The sequence below is a fragment of the Microvirga guangxiensis genome, from assembly GCF_900102135.1.
GTDB lineage: Bacteria > Pseudomonadota > Alphaproteobacteria > Rhizobiales > Beijerinckiaceae > Microvirga > Microvirga guangxiensis.
In genome coordinates this window covers 1-20,712 of the sequence record NZ_FMVJ01000019.1, presented here as the reverse complement: position 1 = coordinate 20,712, position 20,712 = coordinate 1, and the positions used below count along the sequence as shown (strand labels likewise).

Here is a 20,712-nt window from a genome sequence, read left to right as displayed (position 1 = left end):
TCTGGGGACGGCGTTGCCCAGAGCCTTCATTGGTGGGGTGGCTTCGCGCTAAGTGTTTCCTGCTTCGAGAAAACTTGAAGCGGAGCCGCAAGGGATATCCACTCATCCACGATGATAGCCTACTTCCGGTCGGGTTCGGCATATACTCAAATAGCTGCGACTATAGCCCTGACGTGACGGGTCTAGCGTCGGACCTACTCTTCCTGAATCCCATAACGTCCTTCCCGCGGAATTCGATCTAACAGGCGAATGGGCGGAAATCCCCTCAAAACCTCAGACAGCGAATATATCGAAGCGTTCCACCAATGAGATTTAGCTTGGTCGCAATCAGACATAAGTTAGATTGCTTGCGCTCGTCGGCGTGAAAATAGCGGGTACGCAAATGACGATCTCGACCACTTCACGATCAGCAATAAGGCAGGTGGATCGCGTGCATTGAGTTAACTTGCTTACCGGCGATCGGCCGATTGTCGCATTTTACTCTGATCACCCAGTTGGAGCCTCAAACCGATTCATACCGAACAGAGAGAGGTCGAGTTTGCTTTTTCCTAAAGTGACAAGATCGGCAAGGACCTCTCCGATCACGCTGGCGAACTTGAAGCCATGTCCTGAACAAGGGGATGCAACTACGATCTCTGGTGTCCCTGGAAGAGTGTCGATCACAAAGTGTTCGTCTGGCGTATTAGTGAATAAGCAAGCGGCCAGCCGCAAGGTTGGACCATCGGCATCCGGGAACATGTGCTTGATGCCCTTGCGAAGAGCCTCTTCGTCGGCTGGTGTCGGCTCGCGGGAGAGTTGGTCGGCATGCCCCTTTTCATTAAAATGGTGATAGAGCCCGATCTTGAAGCCAGGAATCCCCCACATCGGAAACTGGTAGAAATGGCCCACCTGAGACAAGATGTTCGAAACTGGGAAAACCTCTGGCTTGAAGAGGTCAGGGCTCTGCGGCAGGAACCATCCCAGAACCTGTCTTTCTGGCACCGCGTTGGTCCTGAGCGCCGGAATCAGATCGGAGATCCAACTTCCCGCTGAAACCACAACCTTCCCGGCCTCGTATCGGCCCTGGTCCGTAACGACCACGACCCGCCCGTTAACAGGCTCAATAGCGACTACTTTCTCACGCCCATGGATCTCAGCTCCGGCAGATACGGCGAGGGACGCGTGTGCCAAGATGGCACGTTCGGATGCCACAAATCCCGCATCTGGTTGATATATGACGGCGTAACTGTCTGGGAGCTTGTAGCCAGGGAAGCGCTGCGTTGTTTCACGTGCCGTCAGTACTTCATGGGACAGGTTGTGCTCCCGGCAGGCGGTCAACGCACCCTGCACGATCCGACTATCTTCCGTGCCTGCATCAATGCCACCCGTGATGAAGAGAAGCTGCTCCTTCGTAAGCTGTTCAGCCTCGCGCCATAGCTCATAGGCGCGGACGAGGAGTGGAACGTAGTTAGGATGTTCAAAGTAAGCGAGACGGATGATCCGGTTAATCCCATGTGACGAACCCATGCCGTGGCCAAGATCGAACCGTTCGATGCCCAATACCTTCTGGCGGGGGCGAGCCAGTTGCCAAAGGGTTGCAGAACCCATGCCACCGACGCCGATCACGATGGTATCGAAGGTCCTCATCTCAGCCTCCTGTTCGGTGTCCCATTCTTTGCAAGAGGTTATCGGTTTGTAGATAGAGTGCAACGGACATAAGGGAGAACAGGATGCGTCCTCAAAGAGCGGCTATTGGGGGATGCCGCTGCTCTGCACCCTTCCAATCGATCAGAATTGTTGTTACATCATGTAACGGATAGCACACTTGCTTTAAGCGGGATTTGGATGATCGACTTCCCTCAGCAAATCGCCGATCTCGAAGCCGAAATTGATGCCTTGTCCGATGCTGGCGAGCAGTGTCGAAAGAGCATGATTGTGGCGAAAATGGCAGTTTGGGCAGGTGTCGTTCTATTCGCGGTGGCACTCTTGGGACTGATCCAGTTCGATGCAACCCTTCTAGTCGTTGGAATTGCTGCCTTATTGGCGGGAGCCGTTTTCTACGGATCGAGCCGCAGCAGTCTTGAGGAGATCACTAGAAAGATCCGAGCCTCTGAAGCTCGTCGCGCAGAGATGATCGATGAGATGGATCTTCGGATAGTTGAAGGGCAATAGTCGGAACTCAGACTGTTTGATTGATCAGGGCAGTAGCCACAGGCTATCCCTCTACCATCGCTCTAGTGTCAACGTTCTGCGTCAACCGTATAGAGCAAATTTACGGCATTCGGTAGCAAACGCCACCAGACTTGAACCAAGCCTTCTGCTAGCTTCCGGCTCCATTTCTGGAGCGGGCAAACGTGGGTATCGCAGAGGAACTGAAGCGGAAGCGCACTGAGTTGATTGGTGATATGGAGCAGTTGGCTCACAGGATCGAGACGATCAAGAAGCAAGTCGCTGCCATTGATCAGGTGATCGCGATCTACGACCCAGTGCACAAGGCTTCACCAGTAGCAAAGGCAAATCAAAAGCTCTCCAGACAAGAGGCTCCGCTTCCGGCTGCTCTGGTGAAGCTCAACAAGTCGGCGGCTATCCTCGAGGTTCTCCGTGAGGCTGGCGAACCGCTTTCTTCTGCTGAATGCACCAGCCGGATTGCGTCGAGACACGGAGTGGCAGCCGATGATCCGGCTCTTCCGCGGTTCGTGACCCACATTTCGGCTGGCCTCAGCTCCCTGGTGAAGCGCAATCGCGTCCGCCAGGTCGGTACGGTCGGCGGACGCAAGAACCTTTGGGAGATCACGCGTTAGGTTCTGCGGGGTTCCCACACCAGGTCAGGCGGCTTGATCCCCTGCCAATAGCCGCAGAGATTTCGCGACGTCGGATGGGCCAAGGCCCGTCCGAGCATTTCGAGCGTCTGTCCACGGTTGCCGACGCGGCTGCGGTCCTCGCGCCAGGAGAGTTCGGCGATATACCAGTCCAGGTACTTCACCGAGAAGCGATGGTGGACACCCCTATAGGCACGCCGCACACGCGCGAAGAAGCTCTCGATCTGGTTCGTCGAGATGCCCTCGCCGTGCTGGTAGGCCACCTGATGGTTCACGCGCGTGAGCTTGTTGAGGCCGACGAGTTCGTCATAGGCTGCATGCTCGTCAGCAAAGAGATGAGCACTCGGGGCGACGTGCTGGCGGACCATGTCCCAGGCGCAGTCGGCGTTCTCGCTCCGGGCGACCCGCGAGATGGACTTGCCACCCTTCCGGCGCTCCCGCAGCGCCATGACGACCATGCGCTTTGGCGACTGGTTCTGCGCCTCGCGCCGATCAACCCGGTCTTCCTTGCGGTTCTTCGGGCGGACATGCCCGAGTGCGTAGAGGCCATCGATCTCGACCTCACCCTCAAGCACGGTGTCATCCCGCCGGGCCGCCAGCGCCTCGCGCAGCTTCATGAGGTTGGCCCAAGCCGTCTTGTACTGCACGCCGATCTCCCGACAGAGCTCCAGCGCCGCCTTGCCCTTAGCGCCGTTCGCCGAGAGCGCGATGATCGCGAGGATCTGGCGGAACGGCAGCTTCCGGGAGGCAAAGATCGTCCCTGAGGTGACGGTGAACTCCTTGCGGCAGCCGCTGCACTTGAAGCGGCGACGCGTGAGTACGTAGCACTCCAGCACACCGCAGTGGGGACAGTACGGCTTGCCCTTGGTCTCAGGCCAGCGGGCGCGCCGGAACCAGTTGTAGGCTGCGTCCTCGCTCATCCGGATGACCTTGGTCACCGGAAGGTCCCTGGCGAGGCGGGAAAGGAGGAAGTGCTCGCTCATCGCTCAGCACCTCCCTGGGAAGGAAGAGGTACGAGCATGGTATTTCACAGCCCCCGACGAGGGTCGGGATCGTGAACTCCATGGGGTCAATGGCGAGATGCATGCTCGGGCTCCGGCGGCCGGGAGTGGCCATATCTAGGACAGCGGCAGCGCTTGGCGACCCTGGTCGGGATCGCGGCGCTACGGGTAGGTGCTGTTATATGAGCCTTTGCATGGCCACGCTTATGCCAGGAAGCTTTGCCGGAGTCGATCGGAATTTGTGAGGGTCTGGCCCCAGATATCACGGAGGGTTCCCGTTCCTTTAGAAACGGCTGGACTGCCAGCGAAAGCGGACCTTCGATCTTCTTCCGTTCAGTGCCATGAGGCGACCTTCCCGAACTTCGGTTCAATCTCGCGGGAGGCTGTTTGTGGAACTGCGGAGCGACACAGCAGCAGCGCAAGGAAGCGTCTGTGTCGCTGGCTTTGTGACTCTGTCGGTTTCTCTCACCCGAGAGCCGTTACGATCTCACTGGTATCGTAGTAGAAGGGGGTCGCCTCAATCAGGCGCTCACCTTCAAACCGCAAGACCTCCGCGAAGGGCTGCTTGATGGCCACGCCGCTGGTGCGGCACGTCAGGTGGAGGGTACAGGCCATAAAGACGGTGTCGCCTTCTCGCGCTGCGGTGAGGTCTTCAACCCTCATATCACTCCAAACCTCCCGCATTTTATGGAAGAGGGATCCAACGCCTTCCAAGCCCTTCCAGTCGCCTGGATAAGGCAGAGACCCCGGTTCATGGACCACCACATTGCGATGGAAGGCCTCGGCCAGGGCGTCCACATCATCCGCCCCTGATCGGATGAACTTCATCTCGACCTCAAACATGCGCTCAAGAAGCTGCATGGCGGTCAGTTGAATTTGGGTATTTCCGTTCATCGTCATCCTCGCCTTTGGGCTGGACATACCAGCTCCGGTTTGTTGAGTGAGGATGTTTAGAAATAGAATTCCGGGAGTAACACCCGTTTCCTGCGATGCCGACATTTAGCGCTGGAAGCGCGTACGCAATTTCGCTGAACGGGGCGTCACGGAATGTTGCGCTACGCAGTGGTCCGCTCCGGGTCAACTGAGAAGTAGAGCCGAACAACGGAAGGGCCGCTTTCAGGGCGGAACAAGACCTTTGAGGCACTGACCTGCTGAAGTGGCCGCTCCCACGATTGGCATCGCTGGAACCGCTCCCTCGCCGAAGGCCACCGAACATTCCATGATCGCAGGCGTGGAATTTCCTCGCTCGTCTAGGCACTTACCTGTTTCTTGGTGGTCGTTGCTACCGAATGCCGCAAATTTAGGGAAGGCTTCCGACCTCAGCGGCAAGATCATTGGTGAGGCGCACACGATAGTCGCTCCTGCTTCCCTAAAACCCGTTTATTCCCATGTCCCACAAGGCTCTCACGCCTGGGAACAATAATTAGACACTTGAAGTGCGCGAGCCTTATGCGTGCTGCATGCTCCGGATGCGATGGACCTCGATCTGCACTACTTCGTCGTGCGGGGCCTGAGGAACAAGCCTAACACAATGCGGCTGATGCCTAACCCGTAGAAGAGATTGTCTGCGCTTCAGCGTCTTAACGTGGACGGTACCTGGAGTTTTGATTTGCATGCCCGTTTGGGTGACACCGCTCGTACCCTGTCTAACCTCGGATTTGAGCATCAGCACGAGATACAGAGCTTGGAGGCCAGCAGAGTTGATCGTGCTTTAAGGAGGCAAACCATGAAAAGTTAAGGCTGCGTCAGCGCGAACAGCGTCAACCCTTTGTGATGTTGGTAACTGAGGTTCAAAAGCACTTTTTGTCCGCTGCACATGCTGAAAACCAAGCACTAGGCTAATCGGCAATCCCGGTTTCATAGAGTCTTCTGGCCCTACGGGCGGTACTTTAAAGCGCCAATATGGCGCTTCATTCTGCGGTGCTGCTAGCTATAGAGCCCACGGTAGCGAGGCTCATCTTCCAGGGTAAATGCAAGTGACTGTAGGGGCCTCAGGGCAGAATGAGCATCGATCCTTGATGAGGTCTGCTTGAGGCTTCTATGCTCCCGCTCGATGAGCGCTCAGCTTTACTGGGAGAGCTCGCCTTCCACTTCCACGAAGGGGTGAACGGATTTAAAGCCAACCTGCTCCGCAGCTTTTTGAATAGCCTCAGCCACTTCGGCAGAGTGAACTTCAACCGTGTTGCCTGTCTTTGTGTCTACAAACATGATCTTTGTATTGTTTCCGGTTAGCTCACCATGGGACACCACGTAGGAGTTCTTCGTGGCTAGCCGATGAACGAGGCCTGCATGCTGAAGGAATTCGAGAGCGCGGTAGATTGTGACCGGAGCCAGACGTTTTTTTTCGTTACTGAGGCGGTCGACGAGATCATAGGCACCCATTGGGCCGCCGCTCTGAACAAGCTCGCGATAAACGCGCTCACGAATAGGCGTCAGGCGGAGGTTATTCTGACGACACAGCTCGTCCGCATGACGTAGAAGATTGCCTTCCTCTTCTCGTTTAACGGCTTGGGCGCTCATGGACTCACTCCTTCATAAGAAAACCATAGCAAGTATATAGCGGAGTTTCCGTGCCACAATGTGCTATCATTGCTCTTCAAGCTATCCATTGTGTATAAGCTGGGCCTCTGTCGAAACCGCTCGAGGAAGGCTGGAGCCTAAACACTAATGTAAACAATGTACCGCTAGTCGCGTTATGGGTTAACTGTCGCTCAAGGTAGATACAGAGCCATTTTGCCATTGCACCAAAAGCGACACGCTAAGCTGCCCAGCCCATGCCAGAAGAGTCAGGGGAGTGTGTCATTATTAGTTTGCTACGACGGGACATCCGAACTCTGCGCCTACACACGAAAATTCGCATAATACTTGTTTTGACAAGAAGTTCGTAACTGGTGCTGTGGCAAGGTCTCCCGATCAGGAGGAACTTATGCGCTCAAACCGACGTCTGGCTCAACTCTGGCTCGATGCTCTGGCAACGGAACTTGGGGCATCAGCCGGCACCATCGCCACCTACTCTGACGATCTCACCTGCTACCTCGGCTGGCTGGAGCTGAATGGTCTCGGTCTCAACGATGTCGGCTTGGAGCAGGTGCGCGACTATATCGCCGCCCTCGATCAGCGCGGTTACGGCGGAGCAACCATTGCCCGGCGCCTCACCGTGATCAGAGGGCTGCATCGCTTCCTGGTCAACGAGGAACTCGGTTCTCACAATCCGACTGCCTCGATGCCCGCCATGCGCCGTCCCCGGAAGCTGCCCTTCGTTCTGTCGGTTGCCGACACTGAAGCGCTGCTGGAGGCAGCCCACACGCTGGCGGCCGATCCCTCGGTGGGACTCTATCGTCAGGCAGGCTATGCTCGCCGCGCCGCCCTGTTCGAGACCCTCTACGCCTCGGGCATGCGCATCAGCGAGGCTCTGTCGCTGCCCGCGGATGCGGCACCTGCCGGAACCCGCATGCTGCTGGTGCGCGGCAAGGGTGACAAGCAGCGCCTCGTGCCGCTGCATGAGCGGGCCGTTGCGGCGATTACCCACTGGCAGACGCTGGCTTCCGCTTATTCGGGTGGAGCACCCTCCCCTTGGTTGTTCCACTCGGTACGCAATGGCACGAAGGCGCTGACGCGACAGGCAGCCCTGCTTGAGATCAAGGAGGCTGCCGTCGCCGCAGGGTTGGCCAGCCCAGAGCGGGTATCGCCGCACGTACTGCGGCATGCCTTTGCCACTCACATGCATTCAGGCGGCATGGATCTACGCGTGCTGCAGGAACTGCTTGGCCATGCCGGCATCGAGACCACTCAGATCTACACCCATCTCGACACCTCCCGCCTTCACCAGATGGTTCAGGATCTCCATCCGCTGAATACGCAGGATGAAATCACAACCACGGTTGTTTCGCCGTCTGCCGCATAGCCGAAGGGATTGCCTGTCCGGAACATTGAGATGCGACTGGCGTGCGTCTTCAGCTCGGCCTGATAGGCCGTTGCACAACGCTCTCGTGCTAGCGCGCTCCCGTAAAGCAGGACCCGTCAGTCTCGCGCAACGGTGGAGCGGTTGCTGGCCTGCACCCTCGATTGACCTGGGCCAGGCGCACAGCTCCTTCAGGGATCAGAAGTGGTGCTCAATAGTCTGGAGCGGATAACGCCGCCTGCTCCGTGGTAGGACCTCCAGCAGTTCGGCCGTCTAGGCGTAGGGCTGGTACGAGCCGTTTCCTACGACGCTGCCGAGCACCTCGCCGTGCAGGAGCAGATTGTCAGGGGCGGGCGCCAGCTGGATCGATGCTATGTCATAATGCACCGATAGCCGACGTGAGTTGCATCTCGATCCATTCGTAAGCCTTGGCGAGGACCGCTTCACGATCAGGGGCCATGATCAGGGTTGGGCGCTGCTTCGGGAGAGCAACAAACGCCAGCCATTCCAGGCCACTTGGGCTCAGGCGGATCTGATAGCCTTTGTGCTCGACGATCTCTGTGTCCGGGGAATGATCGGGGACAGTCATGGTGGCAAGGCAGGACTTGGTAAAGTGCTGGGTAGTGGGCCTAGAAGGACTTGTACCCCAACCAGACAGTTAGATCCACTTTTACTGGCGTAACCTCGGACCCGCCCGATGCCCTCGGAGGTCAACCCTGCATGGACACACCCTCGACATGGCGGGCGCTATCGGCGGTGCTGGCGAAGGTCGAAGCGGCACTCCGGCCTTATTCCTCACGTATCCGCTCCCGCAGTTCGGCAATCTGGCGGACATAGGGTGCTCGGCGCTCGACGTGTCGCTGCCGTACCGTGTCTGTGATCATTGCTGTGAGACGAGGTGCGGCTGTCACCCGAATCCGCGCCAACTCGAATTCATACTCGACATCGATGTTAGCTAACGTCGCGGACAAGATAGAAATGAGTTGAGTAACGCGGTTATCGTTCGCAGCCTTGTCCATGGGCCTGTGTCCCTTCCTAACGAGTTCCTGAGGCTTGCTCCAACAACCTTGAACGCACCCCTCACCGGATCCCCTCGATGGGAACCTAGTGCGTAAAAGGGGCCTAGGTTCGGAGGTCGCCGTGCATTTGTGTCACCCCTTTAGCTTGTTGCTCGATTGATTTGGCGTCTCGCCGCCTCTTTGGGCGGCTCTCTCCCTAAACCGCAGGTACCGTCGCTGCCTGCCATTCGCCTGAGTTAACTTCTGGTCCTAACGGGCACCAGTCGGAGTGTCCCTACGGATTGTTCCGTACAGTTCAGAAGGCACTTGCCACACCAATTGACGTGCTGATCCCATTAGAGATGGGGGGCGCGCCGTTTCTTGCATCCAAGTTTTCAACCAAGCCTGCTATGCGATTTGGACTGCAAGCCGGCCGCTACAGCAATCTGAACCAGCTCCGGCAGACTTTGGGCCCCCAGCCGTTCCATGATGCGCGCGCGGTGCGCCTCGACCGTGCGCGGGCTCAGCCCTATGTCGCGGGCAATCGTCTTGTTCGTGCCCCCGTCCAGCAGCCCGTCCAGCACCTCCCGCTCGCGCGGCGGCAGAGCCGCAATGAGATCTCTCACGCGCTCGGTCGCTTGATCCTGCTCGGCCCTCTCCCGGATAGTCGCCTGAGCGGACGCGAGCGCGTCCAGCACCTGTTCAGGTTGGTATGGCATGTCGAGAAAATCCACGGCTCCGGCCTTCATCGCCTGAACCCCAACAGAAACATTCCCACCAGCCTCACCGAGCACAATGACTGGAAGCCCGGCTCGGCGCGCCTTCAGTTCTCTCGGGATCGTCAGTCCGCCGGCTTCAGGGGTGCGCATATCGAGCACCACGCAGCCCGGAACCAACACCGGCGCCACTGCGAGGAACGATTGCGCCGACGCAAAGGATTGCACCTCGTAGCCGGCGCCTTGGAGCAGAAGGCACAGGTTCCGGCATGAGGCCACATCGCCGTCCACCACATAGACAATGGAGCCATCATGCTGGGTAATGTCCTGGGCGATGCCGCCAATCCGCCGGATCCGTCCCTGCTCGTCCCGAATCGGAAAAAACGTGTCACGGATCCAGCGCACACCACCGTCAGGCCGGATGATGTGGTACTCGTGCGTGCCCTCCTCCCCACGTTGGCCGCGCTCAAGAGTGGTACTGGCCCGGTCACGGTCGTCGGGATGAACGGCCTTGGCCCAGTGACCCGGATCGCGTAACGCAGCCTCCACCGGCTCGCCCCAGATCGCCTCATAGGCCGGACTGACGTACTCCATCGCGTGGGTTTCGACGTCTTGGATCCACAGCACCGTGGAGGAGTGCTCGGCAAACTGCCGGAAGCGTTCCTCACTGGCCCGGAGCGCCGTCTCGGCCCGGGCGCGCAGGATCGACGTCCAGGTGCGTTCGGCCACTTCCTGAATAAGCGCTACCTCATCGTCACTCCAATGGCGCGGCTCGGCCTGATGAACATAGAGAGCTGCAACCAGTCCACCGTCCCTTACCAGCGGCGCAATAATGGTGGCGCGTTTTCCCGCGCGGAGGAACTCGGCAGCGACGGGAGCTTGCGCGCTAAGCGGATGAGCCAGGGCATCGTCGATGCGCACGGTACGACCCTCCCTCAGCTCGCGGTCGATCCTGGATCCAAAGTCATCGATCCGGCGCTCGCCAGCAAGGCTTGGAGTCTCGGCATCGGTCCAGCCGCAGTCAACCGCGAAGGCATTACCGCCCTCCGTCAATTCATAGTACCCGGCGCGGTTCGCCCTGAGATGCTGCCCGAGCATCTCCGCGGCAGTAGCCATGACCTCGCGTGCCTCAGCCACCCGACGCAGGCGTGTGCTCAGGTCGACCAAGAACCGAAGCCGCTGCTCGGTGAGCACCCGCTCCGTCGTCTCCTGCAAGATGATCAGAACACCACCAAGCTGGTCAGCTGCGTCCATGACTGGGCTGATTGAGCCGGTCCACCAAGTCGCCTCGGGGTAGCCTCTTCGCTGCACAATATCGATGGGCACGTCCTGGACATAGGTCGTCTCACCTCGAAGGGCGCGCACGACCATCGGCGAAACGACTTCCCAGATCTCAGACCATGCCTTCGGCAGAGGCTGTCCGAGCGCCTCCGGCCGGTCCCCGCGAAGCTTGACAGCGGGGTCGTTGTAGAAGGTGATAAGGTCCGTCCCCCACGCGAGATAGGTCGCGAATGCGGAGTGGAGCATGTTGCCGAGCGTGATGCGGAGCACTTCCGGCCAAGTTTCGATGGGACCGAGCGGCGAGCTTGACCAGTCATACGCCTGGATTTTGGCGCCCATGGAGCTGCCCTTTAGAAATCGCATCGAGCGCAAGTTGATGTATCTCCTTCGTCTGCCATCAACCACAACCGGCCAACCTTAGCTTCCGTTCGAGAACGCCACGCTGCCGTGACGCCGGATCAATGTAAGCGGCCGGAGGGTATTTCTCCGTCGTAGTTTGCCGACATGACAACGCGGACGGGCCCGAATAGGTGAACTGTACCGGTACCGTTACCTTTGCCCCTGCGGGCCGGACCTTGGAGCGCCCCGTGAGACGATGGGCGCTTTCTTTTTGTCGAGATGGGATCGTCAGGAAACTTGTTCCGCCTCCCGCTGAGTCCCGCAGGGGTCTGGACCTCGGAGTGAGGCACCAATCAAGGTAGCGATTGCCGTAATCTGCCCAGCACTGCTGTCGTCACATTCAAGCAGCAAGGGACGAGTTCGGGTTGGCTGAGCCTGTCGAGCAGGCGCGCGGACCGCAAGCCGCGTGAGCAGGACGAGCTGCCATTAGTTAGGTGCCATTTCCTCGTCCTCGGTGGGCATTGCTGAGGCCCTCGAGCTAGCCGAAGTGGACGTCGCGAACCGCAGATATGGCGACGGGAAGAAGCGGTCATTGTGGTTGCAGCGCGCATGGATGGAATTAGGCTGGAGCAACCTCTCTCGCCGCAGTACCAGGAAGGCGTGAAGGTGGCGGTTTTCATGGACCATAGCGGCCTGAGGGAGCATCATACGGGCAACAGGAGGGTGCCGTGGATGAGCCGGACCGCCGCCTGCTGGCCATCGTCTGTGCCGACATAGCGGGCTACTCGCGCCTGATGAGCGAGGACGAGGATGGAACGTTCATCCTCCTTCGGAATCTGCTGGCCGACGTGGTCAATCCCTCCGCAGCCAGCCACCACGGCCGCATCGTTAAGACCATGGGAGACGGGTTCCTGGCCGAGTTCGGCAGCACCGTGCAAGCGGTCGGCTTCGCGGTTGAGGTCCAGCGGCGGTGCAAGGAAGTGGGCAGCCCGCTGTGCTTTCGCATCGGCATCCACGTTGGGGATGTCATCGCGACGGAGGGAGATGTCTTCGGAGATGGCGTCAACATAGCTGCCCGGCTGCAAGAGGCGGCGGATCCCGGCGGTATCCTGGTTTCCCGTCAGGTTCGCGATCACGCACGGGATCGCTTCCCCTTCGAGGAGGCTGGGGAACGGAGGTTCAAGAACATCCAACGTCCCGTGCGTACGTTTCGTATCGTAGGGAAGCTCGAGCCGCCTAGGAAGCCGTCGCTCGCAAGATTCCTGAAGGGACACTTGCTCCCCATTGGGCTGGTCGTGGCAGCCTTAGTTACATTAGCCCTCCTGACATTCCTCCTCGCGTCTCCGTCCAAGTGGCGGCCGGAACCGCATGGTGGTCGGCCAACGATCGCGGCGCTGCCCTTCACCAACCGGTCCGGTGACCCGGCACAGGATTACTTCAGCGACGGCCTGACCGAAAACGTTCTCACGGCACTGGCGCGTTTCCCGCACCTGTTTGTCGTCTCTCGCAACTCGACCTTCTCCTACAAAGGCAAGCCGATCGATCTGACCGAGGTTGGACGCACCCTCGGCGTGCGCTACGCCCTGGAGGGAAGCGTTCAGAAGTCGGGGGACCAGATCCGCGTCGCGGCCCAGCTCAGCGACACCCTCAGCGGTGCTCAGATCTGGGCCGAACGGTACGACCGGCCCTTGCAGGACATCTTCGCCATCCAGGATGAGATTGCCGAGAGAATTGCGGCCCGGCTCGGGGCCACGATCCAGCGGGCGGAGGTCGCCGCTGGTCTGAGGAAGCCGACCACGGACCTGACCGCCTACGACTACTACCTTCGTGGCCGCAGCCTGCGCCAGACGAACCGGAGGGATAAGGCGATCGAGGCTCGTGCCCTTTTCGGCAAGGCGGTCAAGCTCGATCCCCTGTTCGCGCCGGCCATCGCGGAGCTGGCCTTCTCCGACTATCGCGAGGTGGCTCTGCGCTGGGATCCGCCCAACCGCGACAAGGTGCTGGCGCGGGGCCTTTCCTATGCCGAGCGGGCGCTAGCAGTCGATCCTGCACTCCCTTTGGCCCACATGGTCATGGGCGACCTGCTCCTGCGTCGGCTGTCGCATGATGAGGCAATCCGCTGGGCCCAACGGGCGGTCGAGCTCAACCCCAGCGAGGCCGAATACCATGCGGGGCTGGCAAACATCCTCACGTTCGCCGGGCGGATCAAGGAGGCGGCTTTCCTTATGCGGCGGGCATTCGTACTCGATCCGCTCCACCCGCCTAATTACGACATGTATCTCGCCCGTGCCCTCTTGTTGGATCGACGGTTCGATGAGGCCCTGCCGCACCTGCGCGACTGCGCGCGGCGGGTTCCCGACTATTGGCCGTGCCACTTGTTCTCGGCGGTTGCTTACGCGCATCTCGATCGAGGCGCGGAGGCTCGGTCGGCGGTCGAGGATCTACGGAAGAACTCGACCGTTCGCTCCGTCAACGGCTTCCTCGGGACCGGCGAATACCTGCCCGGTCCGCATCGCGACCTGATCCAGGAGGGTCTTGCCAGGGCTGGTCTGCCGGTGGACTGATTTGGCCGGGGTTGATCGGAATATGTTGGGGATACGCCCCAAGGGCCACGTTCGCAATTGGGAGAAACCCATTTGGATGTGTACTTTCCTGCTGCTGGGCGGTCTTTGCTTCCGAATGCCGTAAAGGAGTGAGAGAACTTCCAAGCTTCTAGGTACGCCCTCAGGGCTGCTCCTGCGGAAACTGGTCTTCGTGAAACACCGTCACGGCCTGCTCAAGACCATCCCGCACCTCAAAGCCGATCCAATGTCCATCCATCAAATGGGTCTGTCTTGCGCAAGTCAGGAAGTAACTCCCCGACTGCCGTGCGACGAAATCAAGCTGCCGCCTTTCATTGGTGTGAATTCCCTCCGGTGAATCGGTGTAGGCGCCCCAGATCGCGTCCTTTGCCTCTAATTCCCTTGGCGTTTCTGATTAGGCGTAGACCATGGTCACCATCAGGCTGTGCCGGAAGGATTGGGATTCATTGATGAACTCGATCCTTACCGACCAGCCCATCGGTACCATGATCGTGAGATTGCAGCCCAGTAGCCGTTGAAGTCGATGATGTCGGTCCTGCTGTCGCTCTTGGCGTAGCGTGTGACCTGGTTCCAATCCGCGATGATCTCCATCGCAACAGTCCTGGACGTGGGATCGTTCTTGATCCAGCTCGGAACGAAAGGTTCTCCGGCCAGGGTAATGCCCGGAATCGGTCACAAAGCGGAGGCAACAAGCGCAATTCGCGCAAAACAGGCGACATATGCTCCTCCGTGCATGGCAGTCGGAGCGTGAGTGCCGCAAGGCTTCCTGATGAAGAGAATATTCAACTCTGGTGGCGTTGGCTACCGAATGCCGGTCTGATGCATGGGGGGCGGAGGACCCCGGTGAAAGTGTCGGACTTTGATGCGGCGCCCATAAGCATTGCATGGCGACGGCGATTAATGACGGCGATTGAGTCATACAGTCGCCTGCATGCTAGTCCAGGCGGACAGCACTAGGAACTCGTGCCACTGGCCGTCAGGCGCCAGGAGTCGGCGCACGTCGTAATCGGCGGCTTCGCCCGATGCGGCCAAGGCACTGTCGGGAGGAGCAATCAGAGCCTCGTCGTCCCGAGGCGTGAGGCGGATCCGCCGCTCCTCTAACATGGTGTGGAGCATGCCGTCGCACGGGCCTCCCACGCACTGATAGGTTCGCTCCCGCGTCGCCATCGCGTTTGGTGTTCACTCGGCCGGTGCGGCGGGCGCGATGCCGGTCACTTGGGCCGAGGGCTCCTCGCTGAGCCAGCGGTAGAGGATGCCGCCGAGCGCTCCGCCGATCAGCGGCGCCATCCAGAACATCCAGAGCTGCGCCAGCGCCCAGCCGCCGGCGAACAGCGCCGGGCCGGTGCTGCGGGCCGGGTTGACCGAGGTGTTGGTGATCGGGATGCCGACGAGGTGGATCAGCGTCAGGCCCAGCCCGATGGCGATGGGCGCGAACCCGACGGGGGCCTTGCCGTGCGTGGACCCCATGATGATGAACAGGAACATCATGGTTAGCACCACCTCGGCGATGAAGCCCGAGATCATGCTGTACTGGCCCGGCGAGTGCGCGCCGTAGCCGTTGGCGGCAAAGCCCTTGGCCAGATCGAAGGTCGGGGAGCCGGTCGCGATAGCGTACAGGGCCGTCGCCGCGATGATAGCACCCACCACCTGCGAAGCCACGTAGGGCAGGATGTCCGGCTTCGGGAAGCGGCCACCGGCCCAGAGTCCCACCGTCACGGCGGGGTTGAGGTGGCAGCCAGAGATGTGGCCGATGGCATAGGCCATGGTGAGCACGCTCAGGCCAAAGGCGAGTGACACGCCGAGCAGGCCGATACCAACTTCGGGGAAGCCTGCCGCGATGACCGCGCTGCCGCAGCCGGCGAAGGTGAGCCAGAACGTGCCGATCGCCTCGGCGACGCATTTGTGCATGGTACTGTGCATGGGCTCCTCCTACGGGTTAGGCCCGTGTGGTTCAGGAGCGATGTCGGCAGGGTGCCGATCAAAGCAGGCTCATCGCGAGCCTAGGTCCAACGCAGGAATGCTTCTTCGTTTGGCCGTGATGATACCTCGCCTCAGTTGCGGTCGTCGAGAAAGATTTCCGGCGGATGTCTCGAGCCGGATGCCTCATGCCCGGACCCGTGATCCACCCGAGGCGCTGACCTGCTCTTAACGGGCTTGAGCTTGTTCACCGACATTGAGATTATGGGCCCACAGGAGGAACACGGCCTCATCGTGCTGAAGGACCTGCACCGGGATCATCGAGCCAACCGGCTTCTCGCCGCGCTAGAGCCAGCGGATTTTGCCGTGCTGGAACCGCATCTCGAGATCGTGGACCTGCGGAAGTGCACGGTGCTCTACGAGGCCGGCGACTACATCCGGTTCACCTACTTCCCGCATGATGCTATCGTGTCCCTTGTCGAAGACATGGAGGATGGGCGTGCGGCCGAGGTGGCGCTGTTCGGGCGTGAGGGGGTGTTCGGTCTTCTGAGCGCCTTCATCAGCGGTGAAGCCCTGGGGCGCTACGTGGTGGTGGTCTCGGGCACCGCCTCGCGGATTCCCATTGAACGGATGCGCCAGATTCTTGTGTTGCGCTCCCGGCTGCGACGGATGGTGGCCGCTTTCAACGAGGCTGTGCTCGCCCAAGCGTTTCAAGCTGTGGCCTGCAATGCCCTCCACCCGGTCGAGGCCCGATGCTGCCGCTGGCTTCTCAACACCCATGACCGGATAGACCAGGACACCCTACCACTGACTCATGAAACGCTGGCCGAGATGCTCGGAGTCCAGCGCTCCACGGTCAGCACCGTCTTGCGCGCCCTTCAAGCCACCGGCCTGATCGTACAGCAACGCGGCGGCATCGTCGTGGCCGATAGGGCTGGCCTCGAACAGGCCGCCTGTGAGTGCTACCACAAAGTGCGCCTCCGCGTGGAGAAGGTGCTCCCCGGCTCCTATTCCCGTTCCGATCTGAACACGCTGTTACAGCCTGCGAAAGCCGAGCAGCTGCTAACCTATCCAATCCGACCTCGGCGCTGAGAATGTGCCGAAACAGTTCGCAATCGGGATCGGTTCCGAGGTGCGAGCGAACCCAACCAGGCTTTGGCGATCATCCCAACAAGTTTCAGCCGGAGCGTTCGTAGGAGCTTGAGGCGGGCTTTCCTCTTTCCAGGCTGCTCATGCGGACCTGAGGGGGAGATCCGCGACACTCGGCACAACCATCCTCATGATGTTGCAGTGGGATTGTCCTTTCTGCGCCGCTGCTTGCCTGGTCTTATAGGGCTCGCGAATAGCGTACTGGCAGGCCTTTGGTGAATTCCGAGCGGCCCTTTATGAACTCCGCCATGTCAGCGCCAATCAAGGCTTTTGCCAGCGCGTAAACGGCTCCGCCAGCTGGTGACAGCGCAGGATAAGGCGCGTCCGTTGGGATCTCACGAGGCTCGAGTAGCAATGCTTTATCCTACCTAATGCCAAATCAGGCTGACGGAGGACAAGGCCACTCCGCCTACGGCGTCCACACAGTCTTAGCTTGCTCAGTTATACGATCTGGAAGGCTCGGCGCGCTCTTTCCCGGAACTCATCTAGTTCGTCCTGAAGAGCATTAATCTGCCCTCAATCTCCTCATATGACGAGCATTCCGGAGTCACGAATACGCGCCCGCTTGGCTCAAAAATAGCTTTCTGGAGCGCGAGCCTGACAACAGTCGAGTCGTCTTGAGTACCAGGCCTGATGTCCAACTCAAATGCGCCGAAGATGTGCATGGGTTTGTCTCCTGTGTGGGAGATGTCAAGCAGTGACGACAGCAAGCACCTCACCAACAATGGTTTCAGGCTCCCCGTTAACGACATCCATGAGGCTCGCTCGGACCCAGGCCAAAGCCTTGTCGTTTGCCGAATTGGCATTTTCCCTGGTGTCGAACATGGTCACAGAGCCGCCGATTCCATCGCCAGCATCGAACACATAATAGCCGAGGAATCCAGGTGATTGCTTCAGCAGTTGGCCAAGTCCACTCTCTGCCCGACGGGCAGCTTCAGCCATCGAGGTAACGTGATTGAACTTGCGGATGACCAGGTACATGGCGGCTCCCATAAGTGCGGAGTTGTGCCACTCTAACACATTCAGAAGTCTGGGCTAAGCCGCCATCTCTCTTGGTAAGCCTGTGAGGTGGAACAGGTAAAAGCCATTAAACCGTACGCCTACATTCGCGGCATGATCCTCAAAGCCTGGAACGGCAGTGTCTAAAGGCTGGAGATGCCGTTCAAAGATCCATTGTCTTGAACCAAGGAAGCTGGGAACTGGGCGATCCTCGGGCACAGCACAGATAAGCTCAGGCCGTTGCTTGTTCCTAAATAGATTGTAGGTGCAATCGCGCATGTACGGTCTGGCTGGAGCCAGTTGCTGAGCGGACGGCATTGGCTTCCCCTCCAAGGCTGGCGCTTGTGTTCATTTGTTGATTCATAGCGCGCTAGACAAGCTTACCGAATGCACAGGCCATTTTATATTACCCACATGAGGTAATTGGTATAGGTAGATCCTGTTTGAGAGTAGCCTCATGCCTACATATGTCAGAGACGGCTGAGTGCGCTATACTCAGGCAACCAGTAAAGCGTCGGCGTGAGAGGATTCTGAATCCTTGGAGGGCCATATTATGGCACACCGCGAACAGCACAGTAATCGAGAAACGAAGAAGCCGAAGAAAGAGAAGCCAAAAGGAAGCGCCATCGCAAAGCCCAATAGATGGACCGCCAGCGAGGCGCTACAGACAAAAGGCCAGTCAAAGCATTAGGCTTCATTCTCCCCGCATATTGACGGCGATACTGCCTGCAGAGGCTTTGTCGCGATTTCTGATTATGGACAGAAGGATCTCAGAGTGGTTCGTATTCACTTATGCGGCGTGCAAGTGAGACTGCTCGGCGAGTGATAGTTGCCGATTGCAGGTATGCTTCGCCTGCCGCTTGCGCATCATCTCGATACCATCGATGTTCACACGAGCCATGGCCAAGGACTTGAACCCGCGCATGGACTTAATCCGCCGTTTGATCGCTCGGTGGTCCTGTTCGATGCGATTATTCAGTAGGCACGCTACCGGATACGGATTGGCATCAACTTGCGCCTGGATTGATCCCGGGGCCGGTCTCCCGGGTCTCAGCACACGTCGCCAGCGATTGGTCTAGCTGCCGTCGACCAGGATGCGCTCGGAGTGTCCATGTCGCTTGAGAGCCTCGCGCAGAAACCATTTAGCCGCGGTGGTCTTGTGCCATTCGCTGAACCCGAATTCGATGGTATCGCTATGGTTGTCGATAGCGCGGTAAAGATACATCTACCGCTCACAGACTTTGATATACTTTGTGCACGTGCCATCCTCTGACCGACGCCCCGTGTCCGAACAATGAATCGCTGGAGCAGTTCGGGTGCGTACCGTACGATCCATTTGTGAACAGTTGCATGATCGACGAAGATGCCCCCTCTTGACCATCATCTCCTCTAGGTTCCGCAGGCTAAGATTGTAGGCGAGATATCACTAGACGCGCAGCAGGATCAGTGTGTCATCGAACTGATGGCCTTTGACCATCATGAATCTCCGGGCTGACCGGAGCACAGACCGAGCTTTGTTATCAGCGGTTTCGACAGTTCCATCTCGAAACCTCTTGCGTCCACCAGATGGTGTGCGAACTCCATCCGCTGAACGAGTAGGATAAGAATACGATCACGGTCGTTTCACCGTCTGCCGTATGATCTCAAGGTACTTGGAGCATGTACTTTTCGAATCGGAGGTGGATTGGGTCACGCGGTATGTCCTTGAGGCCATCACTCGGGGCAACTCTCTAGGAAAGAAGCTGGTTGAGGTCGGCATCTGCATCGCAGCGGGGCTAAAGGGCGGTCCAGTACGAGAGGGCTTGCGCATGCTCGCTGGACCGGGCGTGATGGAATTGAACCCAAGCTGCGGCATCTGGGTGGCCAACCCGACCGCAAGGATCGCACTGGCATGGTCCAGCCCCTTGGCCAGCCTCAATACGGGAGCTCGGTTCTAGCTACTGCGAAAGAGGGATGAGGCACGTTGCTTTTGCAACACGAGAGTGGACCGTAAATTTCACTTAGGAAAGTGAGAGCGCAAGCGGTTCAAATTCTAAGCTAACAACTTCTTGTTATTCGATGACGGTGATCTCAGTCACGCTAAGGGCGAAGATAACCGACCGTTTCACCAACCTGGGAGCTTCGAGCTTGGCTATTCGTCACATAGAAAAGGCCTACTTGAGCTGCAGACTATCATCGCCCTGAGATGATCTATGTTGCGGATGCCGCATACTATCCTCGCTCATGGAGCATAGCGATCAAAGCTCAGTATCATCTGTTCAGTTCCTGCATTTCGAAGACTCGTCTATCCAGATGGAAGAGGACCACTCTCACAAGGATTATTAACTAGGCTTTGAGACGGGGAGGTCAGGCCAGCGGACCTCCCCTGAAGGTGCTCGGATCTTTAGTCTTCAAACTCCCCGCGCAGTATCTCACGTTTTCCGGCGTGGTTTGCGGGTCCGACGATGCCCTCCTGCTCCATGCGCTCCATCAGCGACGCCGCCCGGTTGTAGCCAATCTGCAGCCGGCGCTGGATGTAGCTCGTCGACGCCTTCTTATGCCGAATGACGACGCTGACAGCCTGCTCATAAATATCCGAGGAGGCCAGACCAAAGTCGCTATCATCGGCCGATAGCTCCGGCGCGTCCATCTCTTCCGGCTCATCCTCGCACGCAGTGACTGCCTCGAGGTAAACTGGCTCGCCCTGACGCTTCAGGTGCGCCACCACGTGCTCGACCTCCTCGTCCGAGCAGAACGGCCCGTGCACGCGCGTGATCCGCCCGCCCCCGGCCATGTACAGCATGTCGCCCTGGCCCAGAAGCTGCTCCGCCCCCATCTCGCCGAGAATGGTGCGGCTGTCGATCTTCGAGGTCACCTGGAACGAGATCCGGGTCGGGAAGTTCGCCTTGATCGTGCCGGTGATCACGTCCACCGACGGGCGCTGGGTGGCCAGGATCACATGGATGCCGGCAGCTCTGGCCATCTGGGCCAGACGCTGGATCGCGCCCTCGATCTCCTTGCCGGCCACCATCATCAGGTCGGCCATCTCGTC

Annotated in this window: 17 protein-coding genes and 1 pseudogene; 5 read left to right on the top strand and 13 right to left on the bottom strand. The window is 59.0% G+C overall.

Annotated elements, in window-relative coordinates:
* Positions 1 to 486: 486 nt before the first annotated feature.
* Positions 487 to 1,626 carry an N-methyl-L-tryptophan oxidase gene (solA, locus tag BLP10_RS21660; RefSeq protein ID WP_091139527.1) on the bottom strand — a complete coding sequence of 380 codons (1,140 nt, stop codon included), beginning with the start codon at positions 1,624 to 1,626 and terminating at the stop codon, positions 487 to 489.
* Positions 1,627 to 1,824: 198 nt separating this feature from the next.
* On the opposite strand from solA, the gene BLP10_RS21655 reads away from it, so the two are divergent.
* Both BLP10_RS21655 and BLP10_RS21650 read left to right on the top strand, forming a co-directional pair.
* Entirely contained in the window at positions 1,825 to 2,151 is a 327-nt protein-coding gene (locus tag BLP10_RS21655) for a hypothetical protein (RefSeq protein WP_091139455.1), read from the top strand.
* 182 nt (positions 2,152 to 2,333) lie between these two features.
* Positions 2,334 to 2,780 (top strand): hypothetical protein, encoded by a 447-nt coding sequence (locus BLP10_RS21650; protein WP_139165566.1) that lies wholly within the window; start codon positions 2,334 to 2,336, stop codon positions 2,778 to 2,780.
* Here the strand turns inward: BLP10_RS21650 and BLP10_RS21645 are convergent.
* The 3 genes from BLP10_RS21645 to BLP10_RS21635 form a co-directional block, all read right to left on the bottom strand.
* Positions 2,777 to 3,781 (bottom strand): IS1595 family transposase, encoded by a 1,005-nt coding sequence (locus tag BLP10_RS21645; RefSeq protein ID WP_091139451.1) that lies wholly within the window; start codon positions 3,779 to 3,781, stop codon positions 2,777 to 2,779. The two genes, BLP10_RS21650 and BLP10_RS21645, sit on opposite strands and share 4 nt — an antisense overlap.
* Before the next feature lie 483 nt (positions 3,782 to 4,264).
* The gene (locus BLP10_RS21640; protein ID WP_244510753.1) at positions 4,265 to 4,699 is read right to left on the bottom strand and encodes a nuclear transport factor 2 family protein; all 435 of its coding nucleotides are present in this window, start codon (positions 4,697 to 4,699) and stop codon (positions 4,265 to 4,267) included.
* Positions 4,700 to 5,866: 1,167 nt separating this feature from the next.
* Positions 5,867 to 6,319: a Fur family transcriptional regulator gene (locus tag BLP10_RS21635; RefSeq protein ID WP_091139448.1), complete on the bottom strand. Its 453-nt coding sequence runs from the start codon at positions 6,317 to 6,319 to the stop codon at positions 5,867 to 5,869.
* Positions 6,320 to 6,725: 406 nt separating this feature from the next.
* Between BLP10_RS21635 and BLP10_RS21630 the strand changes: the two genes are divergently transcribed.
* Positions 6,726 to 7,703: a tyrosine recombinase gene (locus BLP10_RS21630; protein WP_091139445.1), complete on the top strand. Its 978-nt coding sequence runs from the start codon at positions 6,726 to 6,728 to the stop codon at positions 7,701 to 7,703.
* Positions 7,704 to 8,076: 373 nt separating this feature from the next.
* On the opposite strand, the gene BLP10_RS21625 is transcribed toward BLP10_RS21630, so the two are convergent.
* The 3 genes from BLP10_RS21625 to BLP10_RS23415 form a co-directional block, all read right to left on the bottom strand.
* On the bottom strand, positions 8,077 to 8,289 hold the full coding sequence (locus BLP10_RS21625; RefSeq protein ID WP_091139443.1) for a hypothetical protein: 213 nt from the start codon (positions 8,287 to 8,289) through the stop codon (positions 8,077 to 8,079).
* Positions 8,290 to 8,488: 199 nt separating this feature from the next.
* Entirely contained in the window at positions 8,489 to 8,719 is a 231-nt protein-coding gene (locus BLP10_RS21620) for a hypothetical protein (RefSeq protein WP_091139441.1), read from the bottom strand.
* Positions 8,720 to 9,093: 374 nt separating this feature from the next.
* Complete coding sequence (locus BLP10_RS23415) at positions 9,094 to 11,034, bottom strand: PAS domain-containing protein (RefSeq protein ID WP_210183652.1); 1,941 nt, start codon at positions 11,032 to 11,034, stop codon at positions 9,094 to 9,096.
* A 728-nt stretch (positions 11,035 to 11,762) separates the two neighbouring features.
* Between BLP10_RS23415 and BLP10_RS21610 the strand changes: the two genes are divergently transcribed.
* Positions 11,763 to 13,598, top strand: a complete 1,836-nt coding sequence (locus tag BLP10_RS21610) for an adenylate/guanylate cyclase domain-containing protein (protein WP_091139435.1) — start codon at positions 11,763 to 11,765, stop codon at positions 13,596 to 13,598.
* A 480-nt stretch (positions 13,599 to 14,078) separates the two neighbouring features.
* Here BLP10_RS21610 and BLP10_RS23905 read toward each other — a convergent pair whose 3' ends face one another.
* The 3 genes from BLP10_RS23905 to aqpZ all read right to left on the bottom strand — a co-directional run bounded on the left by BLP10_RS23905 (position 14,079) and on the right by aqpZ (position 15,536).
* Entirely contained in the window at positions 14,079 to 14,207 is a 129-nt protein-coding gene (locus BLP10_RS23905) for a hypothetical protein (RefSeq protein ID WP_280141128.1), read from the bottom strand.
* Between the two features lie 324 nt (positions 14,208 to 14,531).
* A complete protein-coding gene (locus BLP10_RS21600; protein WP_139165564.1) occupies positions 14,532 to 14,732 on the bottom strand; it encodes a hypothetical protein in 201 nt (66 codons plus the stop codon).
* A 63-nt stretch (positions 14,733 to 14,795) separates the two neighbouring features.
* On the bottom strand, positions 14,796 to 15,536 hold the full coding sequence (gene aqpZ / locus BLP10_RS21595) for an aquaporin Z (RefSeq protein WP_244510752.1): 741 nt from the start codon (positions 15,534 to 15,536) through the stop codon (positions 14,796 to 14,798).
* 240 nt (positions 15,537 to 15,776) lie between these two features.
* On the opposite strand from aqpZ, the gene BLP10_RS21590 reads away from it, so the two are divergent.
* Positions 15,777 to 16,625, top strand: a complete 849-nt coding sequence (locus BLP10_RS21590) for a Crp/Fnr family transcriptional regulator (protein ID WP_244510750.1) — start codon at positions 15,777 to 15,779, stop codon at positions 16,623 to 16,625.
* Between the two features lie 747 nt (positions 16,626 to 17,372).
* Here the strand turns inward: BLP10_RS21590 and BLP10_RS21580 are convergent.
* The 3 genes and pseudogenes from BLP10_RS21580 to BLP10_RS21560 form a co-directional block, all read right to left on the bottom strand.
* Complete coding sequence (locus BLP10_RS21580) at positions 17,373 to 17,663, bottom strand: hypothetical protein (RefSeq protein ID WP_091139430.1); 291 nt, start codon at positions 17,661 to 17,663, stop codon at positions 17,373 to 17,375.
* Positions 17,664 to 18,471: 808 nt separating this feature from the next.
* Positions 18,472 to 19,158 (bottom strand): annotated as a pseudogene (locus BLP10_RS21570) (IS6 family transposase).
* A gap of 906 nt (positions 19,159 to 20,064) precedes the next feature.
* Positions 20,065 to 20,712 (bottom strand): DNA translocase FtsK (locus BLP10_RS21560; RefSeq protein WP_139165563.1); only part of this gene is annotated, 648 nt, incomplete at its 5' end.